General features: G+C 50.8%; 15 protein-coding genes and 1 riboswitch. Of the genes, 3 read left to right on the top strand and 12 right to left on the bottom strand.

Features of this window, described 5'->3' with window-relative positions; translation table 11 throughout:
• Positions 1-57: 57 nt before the first annotated feature.
• Positions 58-1299 (bottom strand): PTS transporter subunit EIIC, encoded by a 1242-nt coding sequence (locus ABH897_RS12180; RefSeq protein WP_283655119.1) that lies wholly within the window; start codon positions 1297-1299, stop codon positions 58-60.
• A 514-nt stretch (positions 1300-1813) separates the two neighbouring features.
• Between ABH897_RS12180 and ABH897_RS12175 the strand changes: the two genes are divergently transcribed.
• Positions 1814-3514: a methyl-accepting chemotaxis protein gene (locus tag ABH897_RS12175; RefSeq protein WP_283655118.1), complete on the top strand. Its 1701-nt coding sequence runs from the start codon at positions 1814-1816 to the stop codon at positions 3512-3514.
• 100 nt (positions 3515-3614) lie between these two features.
• Here ABH897_RS12175 and ABH897_RS12170 read toward each other — a convergent pair whose 3' ends face one another.
• The 10 genes from ABH897_RS12170 to cobD form a co-directional block, all read right to left on the bottom strand.
• Positions 3615-5231 carry a cobyric acid synthase gene (locus ABH897_RS12170; RefSeq protein WP_283655117.1) on the bottom strand — a complete coding sequence of 539 codons (1617 nt, stop codon included), beginning with the start codon at positions 5229-5231 and terminating at the stop codon, positions 3615-3617.
• A 39-nt stretch (positions 5232-5270) separates the two neighbouring features.
• Entirely contained in the window at positions 5271-6137 is an 867-nt protein-coding gene (cobS, locus tag ABH897_RS12165) for an adenosylcobinamide-GDP ribazoletransferase (protein ID WP_283655116.1), read from the bottom strand.
• Positions 6134-6895: a bifunctional adenosylcobinamide kinase/adenosylcobinamide-phosphate guanylyltransferase gene (locus ABH897_RS12160; RefSeq protein ID WP_404519905.1), complete on the bottom strand. Its 762-nt coding sequence runs from the start codon at positions 6893-6895 to the stop codon at positions 6134-6136. Before ABH897_RS12160 ends, cobS begins: the two co-directional genes overlap by 4 nt.
• Entirely contained in the window at positions 6892-7962 is a 1071-nt protein-coding gene (gene cobT, locus ABH897_RS12155) for a nicotinate-nucleotide--dimethylbenzimidazole phosphoribosyltransferase (RefSeq protein WP_283655114.1), read from the bottom strand. The genes ABH897_RS12160 and cobT overlap by 4 nt, the downstream gene beginning before the upstream one ends.
• 81 nt (positions 7963-8043) lie before the next feature.
• Positions 8044-8910, bottom strand: coding sequence for an ABC transporter ATP-binding protein (locus tag ABH897_RS12150; protein WP_283655113.1), 867 nt, complete (start codon positions 8908-8910; stop codon positions 8044-8046).
• The gene (locus ABH897_RS12145) at positions 8907-9953 is read right to left on the bottom strand and encodes a FecCD family ABC transporter permease (RefSeq protein ID WP_404592043.1); all 1047 of its coding nucleotides are present in this window, start codon (positions 9951-9953) and stop codon (positions 8907-8909) included. Before ABH897_RS12145 ends, ABH897_RS12150 begins: the two co-directional genes overlap by 4 nt.
• Entirely contained in the window at positions 9950-10954 is a 1005-nt protein-coding gene (locus ABH897_RS12140) for an ABC transporter substrate-binding protein (RefSeq protein ID WP_283655111.1), read from the bottom strand. Before ABH897_RS12140 ends, ABH897_RS12145 begins: the two co-directional genes overlap by 4 nt.
• A gap of 207 nt (positions 10955-11161) precedes the next feature.
• Positions 11162-11355, bottom strand: a riboswitch (cobalamin riboswitch).
• Between the two features lie 200 nt (positions 11356-11555).
• The gene (locus ABH897_RS12135) at positions 11556-12305 is read right to left on the bottom strand and encodes a histidine phosphatase family protein (protein ID WP_283656221.1); all 750 of its coding nucleotides are present in this window, start codon (positions 12303-12305) and stop codon (positions 11556-11558) included.
• A 44-nt stretch (positions 12306-12349) separates the two neighbouring features.
• Positions 12350-13321, bottom strand: a complete 972-nt coding sequence (gene cbiB, locus ABH897_RS12130; RefSeq protein WP_404519903.1) for an adenosylcobinamide-phosphate synthase CbiB — start codon at positions 13319-13321, stop codon at positions 12350-12352.
• Positions 13311-14414 carry a threonine-phosphate decarboxylase CobD gene (cobD, locus tag ABH897_RS12125; protein WP_283655109.1) on the bottom strand — a complete coding sequence of 368 codons (1104 nt, stop codon included), beginning with the start codon at positions 14412-14414 and terminating at the stop codon, positions 13311-13313. Before cobD ends, cbiB begins: the two co-directional genes overlap by 11 nt.
• 163 nt (positions 14415-14577) lie before the next feature.
• Between cobD and lplA the strand changes: the two genes are divergently transcribed.
• Together lplA and ABH897_RS12115 are read left to right on the top strand one after the other, a co-directional pair.
• Positions 14578-15579, top strand: coding sequence for a lipoate--protein ligase (gene lplA / locus ABH897_RS12120; RefSeq protein WP_404592041.1), 1002 nt, complete (start codon positions 14578-14580; stop codon positions 15577-15579).
• A gap of 162 nt (positions 15580-15741) precedes the next feature.
• Positions 15742-16542, top strand: a complete 801-nt coding sequence (locus ABH897_RS12115) for a Cof-type HAD-IIB family hydrolase (protein ID WP_044644680.1) — start codon at positions 15742-15744, stop codon at positions 16540-16542.
• Positions 16543-16658: 116 nt separating this feature from the next.
• On the opposite strand, the gene ABH897_RS12110 is transcribed toward ABH897_RS12115, so the two are convergent.
• On the bottom strand, positions 16659-17570 hold the full coding sequence (locus ABH897_RS12110) for a DMT family transporter (RefSeq protein WP_404519901.1): 912 nt from the start codon (positions 17568-17570) through the stop codon (positions 16659-16661).
• Positions 17571-17654 lie beyond the last annotated feature (84 nt).

The following is a 17654-nucleotide window of genomic DNA, read 5'->3' as shown; positions in this document are numbered from 1 at the left end:
ACACGATCCCTCCACTGGGGGAAATGACAAGTCCTTCGATGGTTTATTCGAAGCAGCCTAGTTGTTGGCGCTCTTTTCCACTGCCAAATCCGAAGCAGTGCTGGTGCCAGATGTGGATGGTCCTTTTGAATGTTCCTCTTTTTCCTCCACAAAGCCCATGAAATACGTAATTACACCAGCCGTCACAAACGAAATGACCATCCCCAAAACGGCATACACAAGCGTGGAGTCACTAAACAGCGGTAAAGTCATTAGTCCGAATAAGCTTACCAGAGCAGTGATCGCCGTTTCAAACAGGCACACAAATGCCCCACCAATGGCCCCGCCGATCAACGCAGCAAGAAACGGTTTTTTGAAACGTACATTAACACCATACATGGCCGGTTCAATGATTCCTAGCACGGCTAACAAGCCTGTGGTTGCGGCCAGCGCCTTGACTTTGGAATTTTTGGATTTAATACATACGCCGAACGCCGCCCCCGCTTGAGCCATAACCGCCGCCACCATGACAGGAGCAATGTAATCATAGCCCGTCGCAGCAACGGATTCCAGCATATCGTTCACCAGCATATATTGCATGCCCGAAAAATGAAGCAAAGGTATAGTGCCTCCATACAGCAGACCCGCCAATACTTCCGAATTGAAGAAGAACAATGAAGAAAATTCTTCTGACAATGTATGAGCCAAGGTAGTCCACAGCGGACCGAAAACAAACAGCAATAAAGGCATGATAATCATGAGCGTCAACGTTGGGACAACCATCAGCTTTATGGCATAGCGATTAAATTTGCCTAATCCTTGCTCAATTTTCGCTGCAAGCCAAACGGTAATAAGGATCAGTATAAAGGAAGAAATATACTGGGGCTCCGCCACTGGTAAACTGGTCGAGCTGATCTCTTTAGCGGACTTCAGCACTTCCGTAAGGCTGGGAAGAAACGAGCATCCCCCGATGACTGCTGCAATGAATATGTTGCTGCCAAGCTTTTTGGCTGCACTTACTGCTACCATTAGGGGTAAAAGATAAAATACTAATCCGCCAATGTACATTACAATTGTAAAAATTTTAAATTTAGAATCAATATCCAGATACAACAAGACAGAAGCAATCACCTGAATGATTCCCGCCCCGATCAGTGCCGGCAGGATTGAGGTAAACACACCCGAAATAAAATCAAACAGGCGACTTATCGGATTCCTTGCTGTGCCAGTTTTTCCATTGCCGGAAGCGGAAGCAGGCTCCTGTTTGTCTTCTCCTCCTGCCTGCGAAATCATTTCTTTGGAAAGTAAATCCTGATTCATAAAAGCCTTTTCCCCTTTTTTATGTATATTGAAGGCCACATTCGTACTTAATATATAACTGCTTACAGGAAGTACATGGAAAGCGACATTCCTTATACTACTTTCATTCCTTCTTTTTTACAATAGTCTTAAAAGAAGGAATGAGATATTCATTTTCATCCTCTGATGATTTTACATCAAGCTTACATCTAATAGCCCACGACCATAGTTACATTTTTTTGTTTGTTTTTGGGCAAATATGACTATTCAACCGCCTGTTAATTATGTAAAATAGGTCTAACCTACTTTTTAGTAATTCATGGATTGCTTCCCTTTCTTGTTCTTGCCCCTTGAATACAACTGAAATATACATAGAATCCGAACATTTTCAGTTTTTTCTTCAAGCAGAAAAGGAAAATAAGTAGATCATGACGTGTCTAATGTAAATTGGACAAGCGACCTACTTCAAGCAGGGAAATCTGTATATTTTCTTTTTAATACCAACTTATCATTATCATGTGAGAGGAGATTTTCCATGCAACGTTTTAATCGTTCCATTGGCGCAAGATTGCGGATTATGATTATATTGATTCTGCTCTTCGCGTCCCTTCTGTTCAGTGTCAGTTTTTATGCAGTATCCATGAGTATCATTAATAACAGTGTCATTCCTCAGGTGGATCAAATGCTGGAAACCGGGGCCAAGAGTGTGTATCAGGATCTTAATATTTCTTTGGCAGTTCAGGCACAGCAAGGAAATGGTTCAGATTCCGGGTCTGGTATGCAGATGGAATCTTATCTTCAAGATAAGGTCAACACGCTTAAACTTGAATCGGCATATATCGCAGTGGTGAAAGATGGTAATGCCGAAGTTGTCGCACGAAATGAAAAATCGGTATATAAGGTTAAAGATGTACTTGTTCCTGTGGAGGATATCAAAAAAGCAAAACAAGGCGAGATGAATGTCAGTGACATTTACAGCGATTCATACGGATTACACAAAACCGCCTTCTTTGCCATAGCGGGCAGTAACCTGGTCCTGGGTGTGAACGAGGACGTTGGATTTGTGCAGGACAAATCCCAACAAATTTTATGGATCTGCATAGGTATTACAATTGTAACGCTTCTGCTGGGTGGAATTATTTCTACCATTGTCGTACGCAAGGTTGTAGAGCCTATTGCCGAATTGGTTCGTCATAGTGAAAAAATTGCTCAAGGTGACCTGTCGCAAGAACCGAAGGTTATCGGTAACAACGAAATTGCGCAGCTTGCCCGCAGCTTCCAATCCATGTCCCACAATCTGAAAGAAATGATCGGTCATGTGCTTTCCACATCCGGTGCGGTTGTACAAGGCTCGGACGAGCTGCTTCGCCGGACTGAAGCCATGGGTGTAAAAGTACAGGACTCTACAGTTGCCGCAGAGGAAGTGGCAAAGGGTAGTACCAGCATAGCTTCTGCTGCTGCTGAAAATGCACAGGCTATGGAGGAAATCGCTCAAGGTGTTCAACATATCGCCTCCTCTGCCAATGATGTATCCGATCAGATCAGTGAAGCAACCGAAGAAACAGTGAACGGTAATACACTCGCTCAAAATGCTGTTGCCCAAATGTCGCAGGTAGGACAGGCTGCCGATGAGTCGCTTCGATACATCCATAGTATGAATGAGCGCTCCGAGGCCATTGGTAGCATTGTTTCAGCTATTTTTGATATTACGAAGCAGATTCAAATGTTGTCCCTGAATGCCTCCATTGAGGCTGCCCGTGCGGGTGAGCATGGACGCGGCTTCGCCGTTGTAGCCGGAGAAGTTCGCAAGCTGGCCGAGCAGTCGAAAGAAGCGACACAGCAAATTTCCGATTACCTGGTAACCATCCAGGAAGTATCGCAGCAGTCCGTTGACTCTGTGACCCGGGTCAGCCGTGAAATCCATTCGGGAACGGAAATGGTGCAGCAAGCGAGTACAGCCTTTAATCAGCTAAGTCAGCTCATGCAGACGATCAACGCGACGATCCAGACGGTATCCGCAGCAACAGAGCAGGTATCCGCCAGCTCGGAGGAAGTATCGGCTTCCGTGGAAGAGACAGCTCTCATCGCTGCCAATGCCCAGCTTATGATTCAGGAAATCGGTTTAAATTCCGATGAGCAACTGAATGAAATGGAAGGCTACAGCGAGGTCGTACGCCAATTAAGCAAGCAAGCGACCGAACTGCAAACAGCCGTACAAAAATTCAAAATCAAGTAAGCTGAACTACAAGGAAAGAGGTATCTCGCGGCCACGAACACGGCTGTGGAGATACCTCTTTATTTTTTAAAGCGTGATGTTATACGATCATCTATAAAGGTTAAGAGTCCATCCCCATAATGCGGTAGATTCGGTCCATGTCCAAATGAGCCCGCACCACCTCTGCAACACGGTCAAACTCACGTTCCTTGGCTTCACGTACGGTAAAGGTGCTATCCAGCCCTGCCAAGCCCTTGGCTTGTCTCAATCCATCCAGCCAGGAACGGCGAAAACGATCATTATCAAACACACCATGCAAATAGGTACCCCATACTTTACCATCCGCTGTTCCCCAACCTTCCTCAAAGGCTGTTCCCTCGCCGCGACGGATATGGAATAAGGTGTGCATTGGGTTCATTCCCTCGGTACCATCTTTAGGCGCGTGTGGTTCTGTAACACACTCCGTGACGCCCATATGTATTTCATAGCCTTCAATTATCGACGTGGGAGCAGAATCCGAATCGGGTGCAATTAGCAACAAGGGGCAGTGATTAGACAAGGTTCCCTGTACGCGTACCGTTTGCTTTTCCTTTAAAAAGGTCGTGGATAGCGCCAGCCAACCTAACCCTTCTGCCTGCTGCGGCAACCCAGATTCGACCGCTTCGGGATCAAACAAGGCTGTGCCGAGCATCTGATAACCTCCACAAATGCCAACCAACTGCGTGTGTCCCGTATTCATAGCCTCCCGAATGTCCTGCTCCAGACCTCTTGTCCGCAATTCAAGCAGATCGCCAATCGTGTCCTTCGTCCCCGGTAAAATAATAGCGTCAGGTACACCCAGTTCTCCGGCCTCCGTGACATAACGTACACTCACATCCGGCTCTACGGCCAAAGCATCCGTGTCTGTAAAATTGGAAATACGCGGATAACGAATGACCGCGATGTCCAGCGCTTTATCCTTTGCAGACAGCTTGGGCTTCTTGTCCAGCACCACAGAATCCTCTGCCTCAATGCGGATATCCGGTAGATAGGGCAGCACGCCGAGTACAGGAATACCGGTTCGTTCCTCCAGCCAGTCCAGTCCCGGCTGAAGCAGGGACAAATCCCCTCTGAACTTGTTAATGACAAATCCACGGATACGCTGCACCTCATGCGGCTCCAGCAGCTCAATCGTTCCTACCAGAGAAGCGAAAACACCGCCCCGGTCGATATCCGAAATAAGCAGCACGGGAGCGTCCGCCCAGCCCGCAAGATTCATATTTACAATATCGCGGTCCTTTAAATTAATTTCTGCCGGACTGCCTGCCCCTTCCATAAGCACAATGTCATAGGTATCACGCAGCCGATTCAGCGCGTCCATGACCGTCTGTTTGGCTTGCGGCAAAAAATTCTTTCGATAATCGGAAGCACTCATATATGCATAAGGCACACCGTGAACAACAATTTGTGAATGCATATCCTTGACCGGTTTGATCAAAATCGGATTCATGTCGGTCGTCGCTTCAATACCGCAGGCTTCTGCCTGCACACCCTGAGCGCGTCCAATTTCTTTGCCGTCCTCGGTGACATAAGAATTTAGCGCCATATTTTGTGACTTGAACGGTGCGGGACGATAGCCATCCTGCGTGAATATACGGCACAGTGCAGTGGTCACCACGCTTTTGCCCACATCCGATGCTGTGCCCTGGAGCATAAGCACCGCTGCGGGATTCGTGCGGGACGGTTCGAAATTTGACAATTGCCTCTTCCCCTTTTACCAATTCATTTAAAAATCTGCCTACAGTCCGTGCAAAATTACAATAAACAGCAATAAAACGGTCTCCAGCAATTCGTTCAAGGCTCCGTAAATATCCCCTGTCAGTCCTCCCAAACGGCGGTTAATACGGCTTGCTGTGAAGCTTCCAACACCATTAGCCAGCAGCGGCAGCAGCAAAAAGCCTGTCCAAATGGCTAATTCGCCCGGATGGGAAAAAATTGACTGCCCATACGCTATAAAAGATGTATTGCCCAAGCCGCCTGTTCCTGTGAACCATCCGGCAATGATAAATTGCCCTACTGCGGCACACACCGTAATGAGTACAGCCCAGAACACAGCCAATCCGGCACGTCTGCTACTCATATCAGCAAAACGCGCCGCCAGTCCATCATCATTACGAGCTTTCGGCCAACGCTTCATCGCGCTTACCATAAACCAGCGGCTCCAAACCATCGGAAGCAGCAATAAACCGGACAGATCCCGTTCAGCCAGCACCGTATACAGCAAAGAAGCCTTGAGCATAAGCAACAACACACAAGCAATGACACCCATCGCTCCTACACGGCTATCCTTCATAATCTCCAGCATCCGTTCACGGGAACGGTAGCTGAACAAAGCATCAGCCGCATCCATCCAGCCGTCCAGATGTAATCCACCCGTGAGCCAGACCCAAACAGCAAGAGTAAGAACTGCACATGGCAACGGTGGCAATATCAGAGAAGCAAGCGCTGCAAAGCACCATACAATGAGGCCAATGACCATCCCTACCAACGGATAATAGCTTGCACTACGTTTTAGCAGCTCTGGCGAAAAATCCAGCTCCGCCTTAACTGGAAGACGGGACAAAAATTGAAAAGCCGCCGCAATCGCCTGACGTTCGCCGCTCATAGCTTGTATTCCAACTGTTTTAGTTCTACGGGAATGCCAGCCGTCACCAGAAATACCTCATCACAAAGGCGGGCGATCCGCTGATTCATCATCCCGCTTAAATCCCGATACAGCCGTCCAAGCGGATACTCGGGCACAATGCCATCACCGACCTCATTGGTCACGATGACAAGTGGCCCCGGATACTGCTCCACAGCTATCGCCAGTTCATCCATGGCGGCACGGGCCGCAGCTTCGTCGTCCTCACCTGCGGCCAGCAGCACGTTCGACAGCCAAAGGGTCAGGCAGTCGACCAGCACCATCGGCGCGGACGCTGGCTGCGGTGTTTGACTGGCGTGCAAGTTGGCAGTGTCACTGCCGCGCTGCTGTTCCACAGCGACAGACTGCGCCGCAGAATGCAAAACGCTGCGGCCTTCGCCTGTTGGCGATGCGTCAGGCTGCGCCACTGAGAACGCAGCAGATGCGCCCGATGCAGAGGCTTCGTCGCCAGGATTGGTGCCTTGCGCAGCCAGCCGTGGCTCTACGCCGCCGCCCAGACGCCGCAGCAGCTCCGACAGCGCCTGCTCTTCCTCCAGCGTCTGCCAGTCGTACCCGGCAGACTCGCGCTGGAGCCGATGAAGGGCGATGCGCTCCTTCATCTCCACGTCATAGGCTTGCGCCGTTGCAATGTAGCAGGCGCGCGGGGCGCGCGACATGCACAATCGCTCGGCAAAGCCGCTTTTACCGCTGCGTGCGCCGCCGGTCACGAGCGCCTTCATCGCTGCGCGGCTCCCTGACCGTCCGATACGCCTGCATCGGCAAAGGTCGCCATTTCGCGCATAATGCGGCACGCCGCATCAATCAGGTGCAGGCTAAGCGCACCGCCTGTGCCCTCTCCAAGCCGCATGTCCAGATGAAGCATCGGCTCCAGCTTGAGCTCGCGAAGCACCGCCGCATGCCCGCGCTCGTCCGAGGCGTGCGAAGCGAGCATGTACGCTGCGCTTGCAGGCGCAAGTGTACGCGCAGCGAGCGCAGCTGCGCCGGAGATAAAGCCGTCCAGCACGACCGGACAGCGATGAGCGGCTGCGCCGAGGATGACGCCTGCCAATGCGGCAATTTCCAGACCGCCGACCTTGGTCAGTACATCTAAGGCATCGTTCCCATCAGGCTGGTTCACGTCCAATGCGCGGCAGACGACCGCTATTTTACGGGTCAGCCCAGCCGAATCCACACCTGTGCCCCGGCCGACGATTATTTCTGGCTCCAGCCCGGTAAGGGCACATACGACCGCAGCGCTGGCCGTCGTATTTCCAATGCCCAGCTCTCCGGTTACGAACAGTCGTGTGCCGCCTTTGACTGCTTCCGCAACGGCTTCAGCTCCTGCCAAAACCGCTTGCTCGGCTTCTGTACGCAGCATCGCCGGCCCCTTCGCCATGTTCGCGGTACCCATACGCACCTTGCGGTTCACCAGATCCGCATGAGCGACATCTGCGTTCACACCCACGTCTAGCACCTTGACATCTGCTCCTGCATGACGTGCCAGCACGTTAATTGCCGCGCCGCCGGACAGCATGTTATACAGCATTTGCTGTGTAACCTCAGCCGGGAAGGCGCTGACCCCCTCTTCACACACACCATGATCCGCAGCCATCACCATAACGGTTTTACGGTCAAACTCAGGCTTGTCCACCCCCGTAATGCCTGCTAACTGTATAGCCAGACTTTCCAGCTTTCCAAGACTTCCCGGTGGCTTCGTTAATTGATCCAGATGCTCCGAAGCCGCCAAGGCTGTCGCCCCATCCGGCTGTGCAATGCTGTCTATTAACTGCCGTAATTTTTCGTTCATGCCTTCCACTCCCTGCTCCGTATATATGTGTTTAGCGATCTCATCGTAAATTCTGTTGCTTCAGCACTTGACTCAAGCAAGCTACTCAAGTCGTTCACCCTGACCAGATACATCCCTTGCACGTCTTCGCAGTAAAAGCTGCGGCACACCACTATCCGGGTGAGGCAGCATCACAGGCTCAACACCGTACACATGGCGAATACGTTCCTCTGTTAGCAGCTCTGACGAAGCTCCTAACCCTTCAACCATCCCGTCCTTGAGCACAAGCAAATCATCACAAAACTGGGCAGTCAAATTGAGATCATGCAGAACAGATATAATCGTCACACCTGTTTCCCGGCGCCATTCCGCCAGCAGCTCCATAAATTCAAGCTGATAGCGCAGATCCAAATAGGTTGTAGGCTCATCCAGCAGCAAAATCTGCGGCTCCTGCACCATCACCTTCGCCAAAGCCACACGCTGCCGCTGTCCCCCGCTCAATTGGTCTAACGGCCTGTCCGCCAAAATAGTAAGACCCAGCCTCTCCAGCACGCGATCCGTGATGATTCCCGGGTCCATCCCTTTTTCCTTATCCACCTTTTCTCTACCAAACCAGTCCTGATGGGGAAAGCGTCCCATTTCCACAACTTCCCTTACCGTGTAGCCCACTGGAGGAAGCCCTTCCTGCTGGAGTACAGCCACAAAACGGGAAAGCTCTTTTCTGCCATAGCTGCTGACCTTTTTTCCATATATAAGAACGTTGCCCGAAGTCGGGTGATCCACACCGGAAAGCAGATGCAGCAACGTCGACTTTCCACTGCCGTTCGGACCGATGATGCCCCACCAATCTCCTTCGTCTACGCTCCAGCTTATATTTTTCAACGCATGGAATTCCCCGAAATCACGAGTCAGACTGGCAATCTCCAGCGCCCGGACTCGCGTCTCCTGTGGTCCATTTGCTTCTTTCACAGCAATCCCCCCCTGCGCAGCTTCTTGTTCCGGTACAGGAGATATGCGAAGAACGGTGCACCGACAAAGGCCGTCATGACACCAAGAGGAATTTCCGTCGGAGCCAGCAATGTACGCGCCGCAGTATCGGCCCATGCCATAAAAATAGCCCCGCCCAGCGCGGATAACGGAACAATCATCCGATAGTCGGGGCCCGTCACCAGACGGATAATATGCGGTACAACGAGTCCCACAAAGCCAATCACTCCGCATACCGAGACAGCCGCGGCTGTCAGCAGCGTGGATATGATCAGAACAGATAACTTCGTTGCATCTACATTAACCCCCATATGAGCCGCCTGACGTTCACCCAAGGCCAGAATGTTCAGCACTCGTGCCCGGTTCCACAGAAACACCAGCCCAATGACCACATAAGGTAAAAGAATGCCTGTATACGACCAGCCGCGCAGACTGAGGCTTCCCATTGTCCAGTACAATATTTCATTGACCGTCTCCCTGGACATGGCTGTCAGAAAGGAAACGACCGCACCCAGAAAAGATTGCATCACCACGCCCGATAAAATGAGACTTTGCGTCGGAATTTTGCCGCCTTCCCTCGCCAGCGTCAGCACCATCCACAACGTCAGCATTCCGGTCGTAAACGCCACCAGCGGCAGTGTCCATACGCCTACAAATGAAAATTGAAGCCCCCAATAAATCAGTACCGCTGCCCCTACCGAAGCCCCCGAGGATACCCCCAACGTGTAAGGATCAGCCAGCGGATTGCGCAGCACACCCTGAAATCCGGCTCCCGCCAGCGCAAGCGCTGCGCCTACCAGCATACCCAGTAACACACGCGGCAGTCTGACCTTCAAAATAATCTGCTCTGTGGATGTATTCCAATCCGGTGTAATCGTCTCACCTAACCACGGCAGATGGTTGACCAGAATACCCGTGATTTGGCTGACGGGAAGCTTGGCTGAGCCGATGCCGAGACAGAGCAGCAGCGTCAGCAGCAATAAAGCAAGACCTGCCCCTCCAAAGCCAATCAGTCTACGATTCATTTGAAAATTTCAGGATACACGCCCTTGGCCACTTCCTTGAGACCTTCCGTTACACGCGGACCCGGCCGACTGATCAGATTATCATCCACGGCAAACACCCGGTTGAGACGAACAGCCGATATTTGATCCCATCCACTACGGGCTTTGATGATATCGCCCAGTGTCTGGCCTGTTTTGTCGTCCTTGACATTTTTGCTGTATAAAATGACGTCCGGATTGGCCGCAATAATATTTTCCTCACTGATCTGATACCAGCCCTTTTGTGTTGCAGCCACATTTTCGCCGCCCGCCAAAGAAATCAGCTCGTCCATAAACTCGCCCTTGCCGACCGTCCAGCCGGGTGAAAATTCGACGTAGACTCTCAGCTTTTGCCCTTTACCGATATTTTTAACACCGTTTTTCACTTCCGCTACATCGGCTCTCATCTTGTCGGTTACCGCTCTCGCTTCTTTCTGATGATCGGTAATTTTCCCATATAGTTCGATATTAGCCATGACATCTTCAACCGTTTTCGGCTCGGTTTTAAAAATCATAATTCCCATGTCACGGAGCTTGGTTGTCGCCTGCTCACTGAGTGATATCCCTGCAAAAACGACTTCCGGATTCGCAGCAATGATCGCCTCTTCATTCGGCTTCATAATACCGCCCACTTTGGGCTTCTTTGTAGCCGCTTCCGGGTAATCCGAATAGTCCGATACACCGACAATTTCCTTATCCAGTCCGATGGCGAACAGCGCCTCGGTTTCAGCCGGGGAGACGGAAACGATTTTGTCCGGCGCTTTTTTGAACGTAAACTCCTGCCCGGTCGCATCCTTAATGGTCAGCGGGTAGACCGTTTTGCCCGGAGGCTCCTGAGCGGTTGCCGTCTGCCCCGGTTGCTGTGAAGCTTGATCCCCTTTATTTTCAGCGTTCTTTCCGTTAGCTCCACATGCACTCAGCACAACCGCCAAGACCAGAGCCAATAAGCCTGTAGTCCAGACCTTTATTTTATTCCCTGCCATAATTTACACCCCTCCATATAAATTCTTTTAAGAGCGTCACTTGAACATCATCCGATATCTGCTAAATCCAGCCTTCTTTTCCTTTCAAAAAACCCCTGCATCCTCAGATAAGGACACAGGGGTCACGTTAGCGCAGATCGTACGCAGGCGGCAGTTTCTTCCGCATGGACAGTCACTGCGAACACGTCATCCTTTCCTCGAAGGACTATGGTGACAGGCGGACGGGCAGGTATCCTGACTTACAGAAACATGCGACAGCCTGTTGCTCCTTCATATGCTTTATGGCACATAAAGCAGAGCGGGCTGGCATTTTTCCATTTACAGTGGCGGGACCGCGCCGGATTCAAACCGGCTTCCCTTTTAACAGCGCACCGGAAAGAACCCGAGGGTTTCATCCCGCTGCACCGACCTCGTCTGCTGGATATTTGATGTAGTGTTGGTCAAGCCGTTCTTTTACTTGATGATTATAGGTTAAAAAAGACTGGCTTACAACCCAAACCGCCTGTTTACCTGCCCTATGTCTGTGATCATGAGAAGTATAGCGTAGTCAGTTCATCCAGGTTATTCGGGAGTAGCAAATGCGGAGCCAGAGCTATAAACATCATGCCTGCTCCACCAGCCATCCGGTGAACTTATGCCCTGTAGCCAAATCTGGATGTGATTCTGTAGAACGGGTGGCGGTTAAATCTGCAAATGGCTTTTGTGCCAAACTCAACCGAATCGTAATTGCCGCTCCCGGCTTCGGATTCAGGCTCCAAAAATCATGACCCGGTACCAGCATACAAGCCAACTGACGAATCACTCCACCATGCGTGACGACCAGAACAGAAGGTGGAGCATCAGACAAACCTGTTTTCTGAATCTCCATCATTTTACGCCACTCATACAAAGAGTATAGAAATTCACCCAGGCGGTTCACAAAGTCTTTCCAGGACTCTCCACCCGGCGGCGTAACCCGTTGCGGCTCATCAATCCACGCGCGGTACAACGCCACATCCTTGAGCATATCATACGTTTTTCCATCCCATTCCCCAAAATGAAGCTCTCTCAGACGTGGTTCCATGGTGGCAGACCAAGCAGACATATTATCTGGTTTCAGTTCCGATTCTGGCAAAATGATCTGCAAGGTCTGACGACAACGTATCAAGTCACTACAATAGATTCGGGCAAAGGAATGTCTCTGTAATTTTTCCCGCAAAGACTCTAATTCCTGCTCTGCTCCCGGTAGCAAGCCCAGATCGGAGTGCCCCAGGTATCGACGTTCCCTGTTCCATAAGGTTGTGCCGTGACGTACCAGCACAAGCTCCAAATCCCATTGCGGGTGTTCTGTAAAATAATGCTTCAAGGTCATGTCACTTCCTGCTCTATTGCCGGTGTTCGGTGCGTCACGCTTCATCACTGCGTCCACCCCAGTGCATAGCATCCGGCGGACACGAACAGACACAATCCCACGAACATACTGGACACGGCAAACATCAGCCGAATCGTATGTCGGATATCCTCCGGCTCCATCGGTCGCACCAGTTCTCCCATATATGCACGGAAAGAGCGCACGCCATGATATACATTATAGCCCCCGAGACGAATTCCCAACGCACCCGCAACTGCTGATTCTGGAAAGCCACTGTTCGGACTGGGATGCAGCCGCGCATCTCGCCTTACCATACGCCAGCTACGTCCAGCATCATGCCCATAAACCCACGCCGCTACTACCAGCATACCCGCTGTCAGGCGTGCCGGAATGTAATTAGCCACATCATCCAGACGTGCCGAGGCCCAGCCCAAATGCAGATACTTTTCATTTTTGTAGCCAACCATGGAATCGAGGGTATTCACAGCACGATAAGCCAGAGCTAATGGTGCTCCCCCGATCAGGGCATAAAAAAGCGGGGAAATAATTGCGTCCACGATGTTTTCAGCCACCGTTTCGACGGTACCGCGCGCAATCTCAGGCTCATCAAGCCGCTGCGTATCCCGCCCGACGATCATCCCCAGCTCCCGGCGTGCCGCAGACAGGTCACCTGCCTTCAATTCGCGATACACCGCCATTCCGGCGTCCTTTAGTCCTTTGGAAGCAATCGTGGTGGCGATCAGCACAATTTCCGCGCCGATAGACAGCCACGGATGAATCCAGGCAAGCAAGCGCAGTAACGCCCAGCCAAGCGCGAAGGAGCCGCCCACCACAATCAATGGCAGCAGCAAGCCAGCGCGTTTCAAACCACGGTCACTGTGAACCCGGCGGCGAATCGCCTTTTCCAAGGCAGAAATGGCATGTCCCATGCCGATGACCGGATGTGGCAACCACCTCGGATCGCCGATCAGCCTGTCCAGAAGATATGCAGCCATCATGATCAAGCTAACTATCACGCCGCCGTTCCTCCTCCAGCACTTCACCCAATACAGACAGTAGCATGCCGTTGGCTTCCGTGTCCTTGACTGCAATTCGAAAATGGCTCGCCGTTAGCCCCGGGTACATAGCACAGCTACGTATAAGAATCCCGCGCTGTCCAAGCGCCTGTTGAATGGCCGATGCGCTCCACGTCCCCGGCGCCCGTGCCAGCACGTAATTCGCTTCACCGGGGATGACACCGCAACCCCATTCCGCCAAAGCGGTCAGCAGATGGCTACGCTCCGTAGCAATCAGCTCCTGCGTGCGGCGCTCGTACGCCTCACCGCTCCGCAAACACGCCTCTCCGGCCAGCAACGCCATTCCGTTCACGCTCCAGGTCACCTGCTTGGCGGTCATTCGCCGGATGTAGTCCGGATGAGCAATCGCATAGCCCAAGCGCAAGCCCGGAATCGCATAAAATTTCGTCATCGACCGGATCAAAATCACATGGGGATACCGATCCAGCACAGGCAATAGTGAAATTTGCCGCTCCTGCGGGATAAAATCAATAAACGCTTCATCCACCACCAGCACGGTGTCCGTTTTCCCCGCCGCCTCTGCCAGCTCGCGCAGCTCCTGATCGCCGTATTGCACACCGTTCGGATTATTCGGCTGACCGAGAAACAGAACATCCACCTGCTCCATGAGCTGGAGTATGTCCTCCACATCCGCCTTCCATTGAAGCGAGGCCTTGCCGTACACCCTGCTTACCTCGGCTCCAAATTTGCCTGCCAGCTCGGCATATTCCGAAAAGCACGGCTCCACCGTGCCCACACGCTTGGGAGCCAGTCCCAGTAACAGCAACGCCATACTCTCAGCCGCACCGTTTCCGATACTCAGCGACTCTGGTGGAACATGCAGTCGCCGCGCCAGCATATTTTTAAAATTCCGGTGTCCAGGGTCTGGATAGCGAACCACAGTGTCCAACGCGCTTTGTAGCACCTCAAGCACCTCTGGTGGCGGACCCAGCGGATTAATGTTCGCGCTAAAATCCACAAAATCCGCAGCCGCCCCGCCGAATGTCGCCGCAGCCGTCTCCCTGTCCCCACCGTGACCGTAAACCTCTATCATTGCCTATCATCCTTTCCGGCCGTTCCGAATCATTAGCTCCATTATGGGGCTGCTTTTCGCGTTGCGTCAATGCAAATGAGCTTTTGTGTACATCGCTCACTTGGGTTACAATAGAAGGAGGTACACATAAAACTACACAGTTTATATATACGGAGGAATGGACATGCTGTTCATCGACAACCAGGGCATACACGATCCAGCCATTAATCTTGCCATTGAGGAGTACGCACTCAAGCATCTTCCGCTGGACGACAGCTATCTGCTGTTTTACATTAATCAGCCTTCTATTATTATAGGCAAGCATCAAAATACCATTGAAGAAATCAACGCCGAATTTGTCAGAGACAACAACATTCAAGTCGTTCGTCGCCTGTCTGGTGGCGGGGCTGTATATCATGACCTCGGTAATTTAAATTTCAGCTTCATTACCAAGGATAACGGGGAGTCCTTTCATAATTTCCTCAAATTCACACAGCCTGTCATTGACGCCCTGCGCCAAATGGGTGTGGAAGCCGAAATGACCGGACGCAACGATCTTCAGGTTGGTGAGCGGAAAATTTCAGGGAACGCCCAATTTGCCACGCGCGGACGCATGTTCAGCCACGGTACACTGATGTTTAACCTGAACCTGGACAATGTGGCCGCATCACTGCATGCCAATCCCGAAAAGTTTAAATCCAAAAGTACTAAATCTGTCCGTAGCCGTGTCGCTAACATCAGCGAGCTAATGGACCGTGAGATGACCATTGAGCAATTCCGCGAGGAGCTGCTGCGCTACATATTCGATGCAGAGCTGGATCAGGTACCCCAATATAAGCTAACCGATGCCGACTGGGCCAAAATCCATGAAATTTCCGCTGAACGCTACCAATCATGGGACTGGAACTACGGTCAATCCCCTGAAAGCAATATCAAGCACACACGTAAATTTCCGGTCGGCATTATTGATATCCGCATGGATCTCAAGGAAGGCCACATCCGTGATATTAAAATCTACGGCGATTTCTTCGGTGTGGGTGACGTCGCTGATATTGAAAATATTCTGCGCGGCAAACGCTACGATGAAGGTGAGGTTCGTCAAGCCTTGTCCCCTCTTGATTTGAAGCATTATTTCGGAAATATTGAGCTGGACGATTTTGTAGGACTCGTATTTTTGGAAGACTAACAGCCACTTTTTCCCATTGATTCAATCCAATTCTTCAGTGGTTATAAGGGGACAGGCTCTTAAAGGAGTCGTCCCCTTTTCATTGTGATATTGTCATTTTGAATATTATAAGATACAATTTGGACATTGCCCCATGATAGAGATAAAGGAGAGAATACCGATATGTATAAATTAATTGCCATTGATATTGATGATACACTCATTAACGACCAGAAAGAAGTTACTCCTGCAACGCAACTGGCGCTTGAAGCTGCTGTAGCCAAAGGTGTCGTGGTTACACTTGCAACAGGACGTGCTTATGCATCTGCCAAACAACTCGCCCGCCAAACTGGCTTGAACGTTCCGATCATTACGTACCAAGGTGCCTTGATTAAAAACCTGCTGGACGAAAACGTGCTGTATGAGCGTTATGTTCCACTCGTGGCTGCACGTCGCTTGTATGAATTCTGCGTGGAACGCAATTTGCATCTGCAAACGTATATAGATGACAAATTGTACACACGTGAAGATAATCAGAAAATCAAAGATTACACCGCGCTAAACAATACGGAATATTTTGTTGAGCCTGTATTCAGCAAATTGGTAGAACTTCCTACGCCTAAAATGCTGATTATTGACGAGCCGGAAGTACTGGACAAATTGATTCCAGAACTGCGCGAGCTGCTTGGTGATGAAGTGCATATTACCAAATCCAAGCCTCATTTTCTGGAAATCATGCATCATGAAGGCACTAAGGGTCACGCTCTTACGTTCCTTGCTAACCATTACGGCTGTGATCTGTCCGAAACGATTGCAATCGGCGACTCCTGGAATGATCACGAAATGCTCGAATGCGCAGGCCTCGGCATAGCGATGGAGAATGCCATTCCTGATTTGAAAAAGCTGGCTGATTACATTACTAGCAGCAATAACGAAGACGGTGTTAAGCACGCCATCGACAAATTCGTGCTGAATGCTGAATAATTTGTGCTAATGAAATAGCAACACAACAAAACCTCCAAACGTCGCATATTCAGTAACACGCGGCAGCTTGGAGGTTTTTTCTGTCCTATCATAGGGTGCCTAACAGCTTCTGAATATCAGGCAGCAGAACGCACCTTTCGCCTGTTCACCAGACGGATCATTCCATTGTTCATCAGCATTAATCCGGTCACAATGAGCAGCACCCCCGCCAGCATCCACCAGCTTACATGCTCTCCGTACACCAAGGCTCCCAACCCCACCGCAATCGGCGGTGAAATATACAACCACGTCGTCGGGAAAAGAGGATTTGTACGCTCCATGAGCCAGTAAAACAGTGTATGTGCAATCATCGAACCAAACAGAATCAGATACAATAAAGAGCCCATGGCAGGAAGGTACTGCCACCCCTCAGAACTCCACGGCTCCGTAATCGCAGACAGTACCAGCAGCATCCATCCCCCATGGAGCATTTGCGCCGCATTCAGGGCAATCGGGTTCGTTTCCCGAAATACATCCATCACCCGCTTGGAATAAAGAGCTCCCCCGGAATAACACAGCTCCCCCAGCAAAATGACAAGGCATCCCGCCAGCCACAGGCCGCTGATCTGAACCGCCAATCCGGGCAGCACCACCAGCACCACGCCAAGAAAGCTGACCATGCAGCCAATGACCGTAATCCGCGACGTTTTTTGCCTTAGCAGCATTGATTGCAGAATAACAATCATCATCGGTCCGGTAGCTGACAAAATGGCTCCGATCCCCGAGCTGACATATTGCTCTGCCCAATACAAGGCCGAAAACGTACCAAAGGTCGTTCCCGCTCCAATGAGTACCATTTCCTTCCGCCATAATAACGACCAGCGGACCTTACCCGTGAGCTTCATGGCGATAAACAAAATGGCCCCTGCCGCGAAAAAACGTACGCCCGCCGACAAAAACGGCGGAAGTCCCGCTTCTACTCCCACTTTTATAGCCAAAAACGTTGTACCAAAAATAAGACACATTATCGTAAACGCGATACCAACCATGATACGTCCCTCTCCCTTCAGTTGCTTTCAAGCATACAGGGAGACGAACAGAACAGATGTATACCTACAGAACAGTTGTATACA

This window comes from Paenibacillus sp. RC73, assembly GCF_044908085.1.
GTDB lineage: Bacteria > Bacillota > Bacilli > Paenibacillales > Paenibacillaceae > Paenibacillus > Paenibacillus terrae_A.
This window is presented reverse-complemented; position numbering and strand designations above follow the sequence as displayed.

Bases quoted from the DNA above. Each gene is read 5' to 3' on its own strand.
- ABH897_RS12175 (WP_283655118.1), top strand. From the start codon at position 1,814: ATGCAACGTTTTAATCGTTCCATTGGCGCAAGATTGCGGATTATGATT.
- ABH897_RS12180 (WP_283655119.1), bottom strand. From the start codon at position 1,299: ATGAATCAGGATTTACTTTCCAAAGAAATGATTTCGCAGGCAGGAGGA.
- cobT (WP_283655114.1), bottom strand. From the start codon at position 7,962: ATGAACGAAAAATTACGGCAGTTAATAGACAGCATTGCACAGCCGGAT.
- ABH897_RS12160 (WP_404519905.1), bottom strand. From the start codon at position 6,895: ATGAAGGCGCTCGTGACCGGCGGCGCACGCAGCGGTAAAAGCGGCTTT.
- cobD (WP_283655109.1), bottom strand. From the start codon at position 14,414: ATGATAGAGGTTTACGGTCACGGTGGGGACAGGGAGACGGCTGCGGCG.
- cobS (WP_283655116.1), bottom strand. From the start codon at position 6,137: ATGAGCGGCGAACGTCAGGCGATTGCGGCGGCTTTTCAATTTTTGTCC.
- lplA (WP_404592041.1), top strand. From the start codon at position 14,578: ATGCTGTTCATCGACAACCAGGGCATACACGATCCAGCCATTAATCTT.
- ABH897_RS12115 (WP_044644680.1), top strand. From the start codon at position 15,742: ATGTATAAATTAATTGCCATTGATATTGATGATACACTCATTAACGAC.
- ABH897_RS12145 (WP_404592043.1), bottom strand. From the start codon at position 9,953: ATGAATCGTAGACTGATTGGCTTTGGAGGGGCAGGTCTTGCTTTATTG.
- ABH897_RS12135 (WP_283656221.1), bottom strand. From the start codon at position 12,305: ATGACCTTGAAGCATTATTTTACAGAACACCCGCAATGGGATTTGGAG.
- ABH897_RS12140 (WP_283655111.1), bottom strand. From the start codon at position 10,954: ATGGCAGGGAATAAAATAAAGGTCTGGACTACAGGCTTATTGGCTCTG.
- ABH897_RS12110 (WP_404519901.1), bottom strand. From the start codon at position 17,570: ATGGTTGGTATCGCGTTTACGATAATGTGTCTTATTTTTGGTACAACG.